The sequence below is a fragment of the Aphanothece microscopica RSMan92 genome (assembly GCF_046613545.2).
Classification (GTDB): domain Bacteria; phylum Cyanobacteriota; class Cyanobacteriia; order PCC-6307; family Cyanobiaceae; genus NIES-981.
Genome location: NZ_JBKKKY020000079.1, coordinates 1 through 10,999, shown reverse-complemented (window position 1 = coordinate 10,999; position 10,999 = coordinate 1). Strand labels below are relative to the sequence as shown.

Below are 10,999 nucleotides of genomic sequence, written 5' to 3'. Positions count from 1 at the left end.
ATGCCCACATGGCCGATGACCTGGCCGGTGCGCACCCCGATACCCGTGGCCAGACGGACGGAGCCGCTCTGGTACACGTCCCCGACCGCCCGGCCGGAGAGATGGCAGTAGATGTGCTCATACCCGCCGGAGCGGATCACCAGCCCGACGCCGCAGCCACCATCGTTGATGACCTCCTGAACCACGCCGGCCCACCAGCTGCGGATCGGCGACCCCATCGGTGCGGCGATGTCCAGGCCGTAGTGGGGGCGCCGATCCCCGGCCAGGGGATGGACCCGCATGCCGAAGGCGCTGGTGTAGCCGGCGAACTGGGCAACCGGGAAGGCACCGAGCCTCCAGGGGTTGGCGCTCGCCGCTCGCGGGGGGGCCAGCAGGGTGCCCAGCAGCAGGGCCGAGGCCAGGGCGAGCCACCGGTGCACGCGTCTGGCTGCCCGCCGCTGGGGTTCAGAGCAGTCCCAGGGCATGGAGCGGTCCCCGTCCACTGAGCAGTTCCAGCAGGAAAGCGGAAAAGCCCACCATCGCCAAGCGGCCGTTCCACACTTCCGAGCTGTTGTTCCATCCCCAGGCCCACTTGTCCTGGGGGTAGAGCTTGACCTTGGTGGAGAGGGCGGCGGCCTGGTCGAGGTTGACCTCCGGGCCCTCGAGGGCGTGCTGGACGAGATCGGCCAGACCGCTGATGAAGGTGGGGGTGGTGTCGAGGGCCGGCACGCGGCGGAAGTTGGTGATGCCGGACTCGGTGGCGATCTCCCGGTACTCGATGTCGATTTCCTCGAGCGTCTCGATGTGTTCGCTCACGAAGCTGATCGGCACGACCACCAGATCCTTCACACCCTGGCCGCCGAGCTCGTGGAGGGCGTCGTCGGTGTAGGGCTTCAGCCATTCGACCGGGCCGACCCTGCTCTGGTAGGCCAGGGTGAACGGATTGCGATGGCCCAGGTCGCGTTCCAGCCTCTCCATGATCAGCTGCGCGCAGGCCTCGATCTCCTGCTGGTAGGGATCGCCGGCTTCCTCCACATAGCTCTTGGGCACCCCGTGGGCACTGAAGAACACATGGGCGGTGGCGGGCTCGGGACAGGCCTGGATTTCGCGGGCAATCAGCTCGGCCATGGCGCCGATGTAGCCGGGGTCGTCGTAGTAGCTGCGGATGCAGCGGATCGGCAGGTGCGCGAAGCCGGGATCGGTCTGGCGCAGACGCTGGAGTTCGCGGAAGCTCGAGCCGCTGGTGCTGATCGAGAAGTGGGGGTAGAGAGGAAGCACCACCACCTCCTCGATGCCATCGGCCTTGATGTCGGCGACTGCCGACTCGGTGAAGGGGTGCCAGTAGCGCATGGCCACGTAGCTGGTGGCCTCGATGCCCCGTTGGCGGAGGGTGCTCTGCAGTTCCCTGGCCTGCTGTTCGGTGATGCGGCGCAGCGGTGAGCCCCCGCCGATCGAGCGGTAGGCCTCCTGGGACTTCCCGGCCCGGAGGCTGCTGATCAACCACGCCAGCGGCTTCTGGAGGGCGGGGTTGGGCAGACGGATGATCTCCGGATCGGAAAACAGGTTGTACAGGAACGGCCCGACGTCCTGGATCCGCTCGGGGCCCCCGAGGTTCAGCAACAGCACGCCAACCTTGGCCATGCCCCGAGTCCCGTCCGGCGTACAGGCGGTGAGCGTAACGCTGCCGCCGGGCTCTGGCGGTGTGCGGCGGCGATCGATAGGGTCTGGCGCAGTCGGTCGCCCGGCCATTTCTCCCCCTGCCGCCACGCTGGATGGTGCCTCCGCCCCTGCGGAGGCTGTCACGGCTGCTGCGGACGCGGCCTCTGTCCCGTCCGGCGGACGCGTGGACCGGCTGATCGCCGACCACAATGCCCGGCTGGCCATCGCAGGCATCCGTCTGCGACTGGAGCGTCGCGGTGGCCGGCTCGGGCTGCGCGGCCCCCTGCCCTGCCGGCAGGGAACGGCGCGGCGCCCGGTGCAGCGCATCAGCCTGGCCCTGCCGGCCAACGAGGCCGGGGTGTGGGAGGCGCTCGGGCGGTTGCGGGAGGTTCAGCGCCAGCTCGAGCTCGATGGCTTCGACTGGCGCCACTGGAGCAGTCCATCGTCTGCGGCGCCGCTGCCGGATCGGCCCGCTCCCGGTCCCGGCAGCGGTGAGCGCAGGGCCGCCCCGCTGCAGAGCTTCGAGGACGCCTTCTTCGCCGATCCCCGTCGTCGCCGCAACCCCGCCGGGGCGCGCAGCACCTGGACCGCCGCCTACCGCCCCTATCTGCGGCGCCTGGAACAGCAGGGGGCGGCCCTGGGGGTGCCGGTCGGCCAGGAGCTGCTGCGGCGCACCCTGGAGAGCTACGAGCCCGGCAGCCGCAGCCGGCTGCAGTGCGGCACCGCCCTGGCGGCCCTGGCCCGCCACCTGCAGCTGGAGCTCCCCGCGGACTGGGGGGACCATGCCGGCGGCTACGGCCTGCACACCGCCCGCTTCCGCCAGCTCCCCAGCGACGAGCTGATCCTGCGGCTGGTGGAGCAGGTGCCCAATCCCGCCTGGCGGCTGGCCTATGGCCTGATGGCCACCTACGGCCTGCGCAACCATGAAATCTTCTTCACGGATCTCACGGCCCTGGCTCCCGGGGGGGATCGCGTGATCCGGGTGCTGCCCACCAGCAAGACCGGTGAGCACCAGGTGTGGCCCTTCCAGCCGGACTGGGTCGACCGTTTCGGGCTTGAACGGCTGGGGATGGGCGGTCATGGGGCCGTCCTGGCTGCCCTGCCGCCGGTGTGCACGGATCTGCGCCGCACCACCCTCCAGCAGGTCGGCCGCCGCGTGGCCGAGCAGTTCCGCCGCTACGGGCTGCCGATCACCCCCTACGACCTCCGCCATGCCTGGGCTGTGCGCACCATCCACATCGGACTGCCCGACACCGTGGCGGCGCGGATGATGGGCCACTCCGTGGCGATTCACACCCGCACCTACCACCACTGGATCACCCGCCGCGATCAGCAGCAGGCCGTCGATGCGGCCCTCTCCCGCCACGGCCGCAGCGCCCAGGCCGCCTGAGGGGGCGGACGGTTGGCCAGAGTGGGGGATCCGCCCTGTCAGGACCGACCTGCCGTGAGCTTCCTGTGATGACCACACCCACGACCGAGGCCATGACTGAGGCCATCACTGAGGCCTCGACTCAGGCCATGAGCGAGGCCGGCTCGGACTCGCCCCTGGATCAGATCGCCCAGGAGCTCGGCCCGGGAGGTGATCTGGCTCCGGAACGCGATCAGGAGGCCTACCGGCGGCGCATGGCCCGACGCCAGGAGGTGCAGCGCCAGCGGGTGGCCGAACGGAACCTCGAGAAGGGTCTGGTGCTCGTCTTCACCGGCGAGGGCAAGGGCAAGACCACGGCGGCCCTGGGCCTGGTGCTGCGCACCCTCGGCCACGGGGAACGGGTGGCCGTGGTGCAGTTCATCAAGGGGGGCTGGCAACCCGGTGAGGCCCGGGCCCTGGAGCTGTTCGGCGAGGCACTCCACTGGCATGCCCTCGGGGAGGGCTTCACCTGGGAGACCCAGGACCGGGATCGGGACCGCCAGCTGGTGCAGCAGGCCTGGGAACGCTCACGGCAGTACCTGGCGGATCCTGGTCGCCGCCTCGTGGTGCTGGATGAGGTGAACGTGGCGCTGAAGCTCGGCTACCTGGCGGTGGAGCAGGTGCTGGAGGGTCTGGCCCTGCGTCCGCCCCTGACCCATGTGGCCCTGACGGGCCGGGGCGCACCCGCGTCCCTTCTGGAACGGGCGGATCTGGTGACCGAGATGAAGCTGCTGCGCCATCCCTTCCGCGAGCAGGGCGTGAAGGCCCAGCCCGGAATCGAATACTGAGCAGGCGGGCTCAGCCCTTCCCGGGCCCCAGGTCCTCCTGAAGCAGGCCGAGGCCACTGATCAGCACGGACAGCCCACTGACGAGCAGGGCCCGATGCACGGCGGGCTCTCTCCAGATTCCCTGCTCGCCGCTGGCCCGCTCCAGGGCGGAGAGCGTGAGGCTGGCCATCACCCGGCACGACCGCACGCTGGGTGGCAGGGGTTCGGGGGCCATGGACGCTCCGCTTTGGGCTAATCAAGCGCCCGGGCCGCGGCACGGCAAGGCGCTGGTGCGCCCACGGCGACATGGGCCCCCCGCTGAATGGCCCACACCCACACCGAAGGGCCCCACGCTGAGATGGCAGCAAGCAGCCATTGCTGAGCCAATGCCGACCCATTCCTGAGCCATTGCTACGGTGCGGCAAATCCGTGGCGGCAATGGGTTATCAGCGCGTGCTCCTCAAGCTCAGCGGCGAGGCGCTGATGGGTGAGCAGGGCTACGGCATCGATCCGGCCATCGTCCAGGCGATCGCCTCGGATGTGGCGGCCTGCGTCGCCGACGGCACCCAGCTGGCGATCGTCGTCGGGGGCGGCAACATCTTCCGGGGCCTGAAGGGCAGCGCCGCCGGGATGGACCGGGCCACGGCCGACTACGTCGGCATGCTCGCAACGGTGATGAATGCGATCACGCTCCAGGATGGACTCGAGCGGGCGGGGGTGCCCACCCGGGTGCAGAGCGCCATCTCCATGCAGGAGGTGGCCGAGCCCTACATCCGCCGCAAGGCCATCCGCCACATGGAGAAGGGACGGGTGGTGATCTTCGCGGCCGGCACCGGCAACCCCTTCTTCACCACCGACACCACCGCGGCGCTGCGGGCCGCCGAGATCGGTGCCGATGTGGTCTTCAAGGCCACCAAGGTCGATGGCGTCTACGACAAGGATCCCGCCAAGCATCCCGATGCCCGGCGCTACGAGAGCCTCTCGTTCCTCGAGGTGCTCAGCAGCGAACTGGAGGTGATGGACGGCGCCGCGATCGCCCTCTGCAAGGACAATGCGATTCCGATCGTGGTGTTTGATCTGTTCGGTCCCGGCAACATCGGCCGGGCCGTCGCGGGTGAGCCGATCGGCACCCGCATCCACCCCGCCTGAGCCCCCGTTCCGGAGCACCCGCCATGGATCTCGATGCCATCATGCGCAAGTCGGTGGAAGCCGCCCTGCGCAACTTCAACACCATCCGCACCGGGCGGGCCAACCCCTCCCTGCTGGACAAGATCAGCGTCGAGTACTACGGCGCCGAGACGCCGCTGAAATCCCTCGCCAGCCTGTCCACCCCCGATTCCCAGACCATCCAGATCCAGCCCTTCGACACCGGGGCGGTGGCGCTGATCGAGAAGGCCATCGCCATGAGTGATCTCGGCCTCACCTGCAACAACGACGGCCGGCTGATCCGGATCAACATCCCCCCGCTCACCGAGGACCGGCGCAAGGAGCTCTGCAAGATCGCCGCCAAGTACGCCGAGGAGGGCAAGGTGGCGCTGCGCAACAACCGCCGCGACGGCATCGACCGGATCAAGAAGCAGGAGAAGGACGGCGAGCTCTCGGAAGACCAGAGCCGCGACGAGCAGGAGAAGGTCCAGAAACTCACCGACCGCTTCATCGCCGAACTGGAGAAGCATCTGGCTGAGAAGGAAGCCGAGATCCTCAAGGTGTGAGGGCAGGGGTGTGACCGGCCCGGGCGGCAGCCGCGCCGAGGTGATCGTGGTGGGAGCGGGCGCGGCCGGGGCCGCCGCGGCGTTCCATCTCGCCAGCCGGGGCCGCGACGTTCTTCTGCTCGATGGCGCGACGTTCCCGCGCGCCAAGCCCTGCGGCGGGGGGATGGCCGCCTCGGTGCAGCAGCTGTTCCCGTTCGATCTGCGACCGGCCGTCGACACGGTGATCCGGCGCGTGTGCTTCACCTGGGCGCTGGAGGATCCGGTGCAGGCGGAGCTTCCGGGCGATGCCCCTTTCTGGATCGTGCGGCGTTCCCTTCTCGACAGCTTTCTGAGCGAGCAGGCCGTGGCTGCTGGCGCCCGCTTCCATCCCCGCACCTGGGTTGAGCGGATCGCCCGCCGGGAGCGCAGCTGGGTCGTGGCGATCCGCGCCCCTGACGGGGCGACGGCCAACCTGGAATCCGTCGCCGTGGTGGTGGCCGACGGCTCGGAGTCGCGGCTGGCGGGCCCCCTGGGGCTGGGGCCGCGGCAGCCGCGCTACGCCTCCACCGTGTCGGTGGAAGTGGATGGCCCGGTGGAGGATCCCGCCGCCGCCCGGTTTGATTTCGGCCTGGTGCGCCATGGGTTCTGCTGGGCCTTCCCCCGCCATGGCGGCTACAGCATCGGTCTGGGCACCTTCATCGGCCGGGAGGACCTGGCGGCCGAGGCCGTGCTGGCGAGGCTGCTGCCCAGCCTGGGTTTCCCCGCCGAGGCGGGGTTGCGCACCACCGGTCGGCTGCGGATCTGGGATGGCCACCACCCCCTGCATGGCGACGGTCTGGTGCTCGCCGGCGATGCGGCCTCCCTGTGCGATCCCTTCCTGGCGGAGGGGCTCAGACCGGCCCTGCTGAGTGGCTGCCGCGCCGCCACCGCCGTGGACCACTGGCTCTCCGGCGAGGCCCTGGCCCTGGAGGGCTACACGGCCACGATGCGCCAGGAATGGGGTGAGTCCATGGCCTGGGGACGGCGGATGGCCCAGGTCTTCTACCGGCTGCCGAAGGTGGGGTACCAGCTGGGCGTCAAGCGGCCGACGGCCCCGCGCCGGATCGCCCAGATCCTCTCCGGCGAGATGGGCTATGGCGACATCGCCCAGCGGGTGATCCGCCGGCTGCTGTTCCAGCGGGGCTGACGCTCCCCGCCGCCTCAGGCGCTCAGATCCGGGTGCAGTCCTTGAGGTGGCGCAGCCGTTGGTCGATCGACCCCAGCAATTCGATGGCGAACATCGGCGATTCCTGGACGGCGAACAGGAACTTCTCCCGGTTCATCACCAGCAGGCGGCAGCGGCTGAGGGCACGGGCATCGCCGTAGCGCCGGTGCTCGCTGGTGACGAGAGCCCCGGCTCCGAACACGTCGCCGGCATTGATCTGCTCATGGCCCTGGTCACCGTTCCAGCTGAGTTCCACCTGGCCCTCGAGCAGGCCGAACATGCAGGCACCGGGTTCGCCCGAGCGGAAGATCAGCTCGCCCGCCTCGACCGTGATCACCTCGCCGGTGCTGGCCAGGGCACGCATGGTGTCAAGGGCGTTCACGGAGGCGCAGAGGGGAGTCGGAGCGACCAGTCTGCAGCAGGGGAGGAGAGGCCCCGAAGGGGGCCGTGGGGGCTTCAGCGGCTGGCGAGGGCCAGGGCTGCCCCGAGGCCACCCCGCACATCCTCGGGGGCCAGCCGTCCATCCTTGTCGGTGTCGAGCGCATCGAACACCGCATCACTGCCGAGCCACTCCTCGCGGGTGATGCAGCCATCGCCATCGAGGTCGTTGAGCAGAAAGATCTCGTGCACGGCATGGCCGAAGGCGGCCCCGCCCTCCAGTTCGGCCAGGCGATGGGCCAGCTGGGCCTCCAGGGTCTCGATGGCCTTGCAGAAGCCGCGGATGCCCTCATCCAGCTTCTCGGTGGCCATCGCATCCTCGGCCAGCATGGCGCGGAAGTGCGGCTCGTCCAGATGGAGCTGCTCCCGGGTGGGGGCGGGGTCGAAGGGATTGAGGCGGCGCTCCAGTGTCCCTTCGCTGCTGCGCAGCTGCTCGAGCAAGGCTGGGGAGATCGTCAGCAGATCACATCCCGCCAGTTCGATGATCTCCTCGGCGTTGCGGAAGCTGGCCCCCATCACCTCGGTTTTGTAGCCGTAGGTCTTGTAGTAGTTGAAGATCTCGGTGACGGAGACCACGCCCGGATCCTCCGGCCCGGGATAGCTGTCGCGCCCGGTGCTCTTCTTGTACCAGTCGAGGATGCGCCCCACGAACGGCGAGATCAGCGTCACGCCGGCCTCGGCGCAGGCCACGGCCTGGACGAAGGAGAAGAGCAGGGTGAGGTTGCAGTGGATGCCTTCCTTCTCCAGGGCCTCGGCGGCCCGGATGCCCTCCCAGGTGGAGGCCACCTTGATCAGCACCCGATCCCTGCCGATGCCGGCCTGGCTGTAGAGCTCGATCAGGCGCCGGGCCTTGGCGATCGTGGCCTCGGTGTCATAGCTGAGCCTGGCGTCCACCTCCGTGGAGACCCGGCCGGGCACGATCTTGAGGATCTCCTTGCCGAAGGTGACGCAGATTTCGTCGAGGGCCTCCCGCACCACCGCATCGGCGCCGGCCTCCTCCCCCATCACCTGCCGCGATTCCCGCAGGGAGCGATCGATCAGCTCCTGGTAGGTGGGGATCTGGGCCGCCGCCAGGATCAACGAGGGGTTGGTGGTGGCATCCTGCGGCGTGAACTGCCGGATGGCATCGATGTCGCCGGTGTCGGCCACGACCACGGTCATGGCGGCCAGTTGGTCGAGAAGATTGGCCATTGCTGGCGATGGTCCCGTGATGGACGCAGGCTAGCCAGCCTGCGGGATCTGCCCCGCGGCCCCTGACGCTCCTTGCGTGAATGGCAACAGAGCGGAGCCGCTGCAGGCGGGGCTGGAGAACCAGCTGCGGCTTCCGGCGAGGCTTCTGTCGCCCCTCTCAGTCGGTCGCCGGAGGAGCCGCCTTGGCCTGGCTGGTCATGGCCGCCTTCGGGTCGGAGGGAGGCAGTTCTTCCAGCACCACCAGGGCATCGATGATCTGGCGTGCCACAGGAGCCGCGACCGTGGAGCCATAGGTGTTGCCTCCCTTGGGTTCGTCGACCACCACCAGGACGACATAGCGCGGATCGTCGATCGGCAGATGTCCCACGAAGCTGGTGATCAGGGCCCCCGGGATGTAGACCCCCCGCTCCGCTTTCTGGGCCGTCCCGGTCTTGCCGCCGATCCGGTAGCCGGGGATGCGGATCCCCAGACTGGCGCTGTTGGCCACGACGCTCTCCATCCAGCCCATCACGATCCGGGTCACCTTCGGATCGAGCACCTGCAGGCCACCCGCCGCGGGCGTCGGTGCGAGGGCATCTCCCGAGCGCAGTCCCCGGGTGATGTGGGGGCTCACCAGCCGCCCGCCGTTGGCCAGCATCGCGTGAAGCTGGAGCAGCTTCAGGGGTGTCAGCGAAAAGCCCTGGCCGAAGGCCGCCACGGCGGGTTCGATCGGATGGCTGATGAACGTCTTGCGGTCCTTGAGTTCACCGGCGACCGCTCCCGGCAGGTCGGTGTCCGGCCGTTCATCGATGCCGATGGTGCTCAGCCACTGCCAGAACCGCTCCCGCTTCACCTGGGACATGGCCTTCACCATGGCGACGTTGCTGGAGGCCTGGAGCACCGTGGGGAAGTCGATCAGGCCGTTGCCCTGGCGGTCGTGGTTGAAGATCGGCCAGCCGCCGATGGTCAGCGAGCCGGGATCGTTCACCTTGCCGTCGGGCTGGATGGCCTTCTCCTGCAGGGCCAGGGCCAGGTTGATCGGCTTGAACGTCGAGCCGGGTTCGTAGAGATCCTGCACCGACCATTCGCGGAAGAGGCCTGGCTTGAAGTTCCAGAACCGGTTCGGGTCGTAGGTGGGCACCGAGGCCAGGGCGAGCATCTCCCCGTTGCGCACGTCCATCACCAGGGCTGCGCCCCGTTTGGCGTTCCACTTCTTCACCTGTTTGAACAGCGCCTGCTGGGCCACCTGCTGCAGGCGGGCATCCAGGGTGAGCTGCAGCCGCAGATCGTCGCCGTAGAGGGACCCCGCGGCGATTCCCTCGGGCAGCGGGGTGCCGTCTGCACCACGGCGCATGCTGAGGGTGGTTTCGTGGCGCTTCAGATCACTGTCGCGGCTCTGCTCGAGACCGGCCTGGGGCACGCGCTCCAGGTTCAGGAAGCCCACCACGTTGGCGAACAGGCTGCCCTGGGGATAGACCCGCTGGGGATAGGCCTCCAGGTCGAGTCCGCTGATGTTGAGACGGCGGATGCGGTCGGCGGTCTCGGGGTCGATGTCGGTGCGCAGCTTCACGCCACTGCGGCGGCCCGCCATCGTTTGCAGCAGGGTTTCCCGCGGCTGGGCCAGCACCGTGGCCAGCCGGTCGGCGACCTCGGCGTTCGTGCGCAGCTTCTGGGGGTCATCGCCGGGGAAGTTGAAGTAGCGGGGGTGGGCCCAGAGGGTGAACCGCTCCTCGTCCAGGGCCACCAGGCGGCCGTTGCGATCGACGATGGTGCGGCGTTTGCCGATCGGCGCGACGGCCTGGGTCTGGATCGCCCGTGCCCGACTCTGCAGATTGCGGCTGTCGACCACCTGCAGCCAGCCCAGCCGCAGGGCCAGCCCCAGCAGTCCGGCAGACAGCAACCCGTAGACGAGCAGCAGCCGGTGGGTCGGCAGGGGTTGGAAGGTGACCACCCGCTCCCTGCGGGTGGAGCGGACGGGACGGGAGGAGCCGGGCGGGTGGGGACGGTGGGGAGGGGCTTGGGCCATCGAAGGGCGACCGGGCAGGGAGGGGGGAGCGGGAGGTCGTGCCTGTGGCGGGGTGTGGAGCCTGGAGGGGCTCGGGAGGCCCGACTTCAGTAGCCCGCTGGAATCTGCCTGATCCTGAGGCTCTCGAGCAGGGCACCGGCCTGCTGGGCGGGCCTGGGCTGCGGTGCCCGCAGATGGATCAGCTTTTCGCTGCTGGTCGGCACCACCCAACCCGGCTTGCGGACCGCCTGGAGATGGTGCTGCTCCAGCAGCGCGGCTGACTCCTGCATCCGGTGTTCCAGCACCTGGGAGGCTTCGAGGGCATGGAAGCTCCTGCCCCAGTGGTTCTGCCAGTGGAGGGTGAGGGCACTGAGCGCCAGCATGCAGACCCCGAGACCGGCCAGGGTGCCGTCGGCGGCGCGGTGCAGCCCGGCGAGCCAGGGAGCGCGACGCTCCACCGCGCGAGCGGAGAGGGAGCCGTTGATCAGCTGCAGCGGCTTGCTCTCAAGGGCGCCGCGACCCTCCTGGGACAGCAGCACCCTGCCTTCACTGTGGAGGACCTGCTGGAGGACCTGCTGGGTGGAAGCCTGCCGAGGCGAGAACGAGGCGACCACGGTCGGAGCCGAACACTGCGCAAGTGAACCACCCCGCCCGCTGGACAGCAAGGCTTTGTGGGCC

General features: G+C 69.4%; 12 protein-coding genes. 5 read left to right on the top strand and 7 right to left on the bottom strand.

Annotated elements, in window-relative coordinates:
* Together ACLD7X_RS14760 and hemH are read right to left on the bottom strand one after the other, a co-directional pair.
* On the bottom strand, nt 1-419 hold a 419-nt coding region (locus tag ACLD7X_RS14760), incomplete at its 3' end, for a M23 family metallopeptidase (RefSeq protein WP_411424415.1).
* Between the two features lie 25 nt (nt 420-444).
* Nucleotides 445-1,620, bottom strand: coding sequence for a ferrochelatase (gene hemH, locus ACLD7X_RS14755; protein WP_411424414.1), 1,176 nt, complete (start codon nt 1,618-1,620; stop codon nt 445-447).
* 202 nt (nt 1,621-1,822) lie between these two features.
* On the opposite strand from hemH, the gene ACLD7X_RS14750 reads away from it, so the two are divergent.
* Together ACLD7X_RS14750 and cobO are read left to right on the top strand one after the other, a co-directional pair.
* A complete protein-coding gene (locus ACLD7X_RS14750) occupies nt 1,823-3,028 on the top strand; it encodes a site-specific integrase (protein WP_412007046.1) in 1,206 nt (401 codons plus the stop codon).
* Between the two features lie 68 nt (nt 3,029-3,096).
* On the top strand, nt 3,097-3,834 hold the full coding sequence (gene cobO / locus ACLD7X_RS14745; RefSeq protein WP_411424412.1) for a cob(I)yrinic acid a,c-diamide adenosyltransferase: 738 nt from the start codon (nt 3,097-3,099) through the stop codon (nt 3,832-3,834).
* 10 nt (nt 3,835-3,844) lie between these two features.
* Here cobO and ACLD7X_RS14740 read toward each other — a convergent pair whose 3' ends face one another.
* On the bottom strand, nt 3,845-4,048 hold the full coding sequence (locus ACLD7X_RS14740; protein WP_411424411.1) for a hypothetical protein: 204 nt from the start codon (nt 4,046-4,048) through the stop codon (nt 3,845-3,847).
* Nucleotides 4,049-4,251: 203 nt separating this feature from the next.
* Between ACLD7X_RS14740 and pyrH the strand changes: the two genes are divergently transcribed.
* Genes pyrH through ACLD7X_RS14725 form a run of 3 tightly spaced genes read left to right on the top strand, consistent with a single transcriptional unit; the run spans nt 4,252 to nt 6,690 of the window.
* The gene (gene pyrH / locus ACLD7X_RS14735) at nt 4,252-4,962 is read left to right on the top strand and encodes a UMP kinase (protein ID WP_411424410.1); all 711 of its coding nucleotides are present in this window, start codon (nt 4,252-4,254) and stop codon (nt 4,960-4,962) included.
* Nucleotides 4,963-4,985: 23 nt separating this feature from the next.
* Nucleotides 4,986-5,525, top strand: coding sequence for a ribosome recycling factor (gene frr, locus ACLD7X_RS14730; protein ID WP_411424409.1), 540 nt, complete (start codon nt 4,986-4,988; stop codon nt 5,523-5,525).
* 10 nt (nt 5,526-5,535) lie between these two features.
* A complete protein-coding gene (locus ACLD7X_RS14725; protein WP_411424408.1) occupies nt 5,536-6,690 on the top strand; it encodes an NAD(P)/FAD-dependent oxidoreductase in 1,155 nt (384 codons plus the stop codon).
* A 22-nt stretch (nt 6,691-6,712) separates the two neighbouring features.
* On the opposite strand, the gene ACLD7X_RS14720 is transcribed toward ACLD7X_RS14725, so the two are convergent.
* From ACLD7X_RS14720 to ACLD7X_RS14705, 4 genes are all read right to left on the bottom strand, one after another.
* Nucleotides 6,713-7,090 carry a Crp/Fnr family transcriptional regulator gene (locus ACLD7X_RS14720; RefSeq protein WP_412007045.1) on the bottom strand — a complete coding sequence of 126 codons (378 nt, stop codon included), beginning with the start codon at nt 7,088-7,090 and terminating at the stop codon, nt 6,713-6,715.
* A gap of 74 nt (nt 7,091-7,164) precedes the next feature.
* Nucleotides 7,165-8,337: a transaldolase gene (locus ACLD7X_RS14715; protein ID WP_411424406.1), complete on the bottom strand. Its 1,173-nt coding sequence runs from the start codon at nt 8,335-8,337 to the stop codon at nt 7,165-7,167.
* Between the two features lie 157 nt (nt 8,338-8,494).
* Nucleotides 8,495-10,342 carry a peptidoglycan D,D-transpeptidase FtsI family protein gene (locus ACLD7X_RS14710; protein ID WP_411424405.1) on the bottom strand — a complete coding sequence of 616 codons (1,848 nt, stop codon included), beginning with the start codon at nt 10,340-10,342 and terminating at the stop codon, nt 8,495-8,497.
* 86 nt (nt 10,343-10,428) lie between these two features.
* Nucleotides 10,429-10,999 (bottom strand): hypothetical protein (locus ACLD7X_RS14705; protein ID WP_411424404.1); only part of this gene is annotated, 571 nt, incomplete at its 5' end.

Excerpts from the sequence above, each read along its gene's own strand:
- frr (WP_411424409.1), top strand. The coding sequence starts at position 4,986 with ATGGATCTCGATGCCATCATGCGCAAGTCGGTGGAAGCCGCCCTGCGC.
- pyrH (WP_411424410.1), top strand. The coding sequence starts at position 4,252 with ATGGGTTATCAGCGCGTGCTCCTCAAGCTCAGCGGCGAGGCGCTGATG.
- cobO (WP_411424412.1), top strand. The coding sequence starts at position 3,097 with ATGACCACACCCACGACCGAGGCCATGACTGAGGCCATCACTGAGGCC.
- ACLD7X_RS14710 (WP_411424405.1), bottom strand. The coding sequence starts at position 10,342 with ATGGCCCAAGCCCCTCCCCACCGTCCCCACCCGCCCGGCTCCTCCCGT.
- hemH (WP_411424414.1), bottom strand. The coding sequence starts at position 1,620 with ATGGCCAAGGTTGGCGTGCTGTTGCTGAACCTCGGGGGCCCCGAGCGG.
- ACLD7X_RS14715 (WP_411424406.1), bottom strand. The coding sequence starts at position 8,337 with ATGGCCAATCTTCTCGACCAACTGGCCGCCATGACCGTGGTCGTGGCC.
- ACLD7X_RS14740 (WP_411424411.1), bottom strand. The coding sequence starts at position 4,048 with ATGGCCCCCGAACCCCTGCCACCCAGCGTGCGGTCGTGCCGGGTGATG.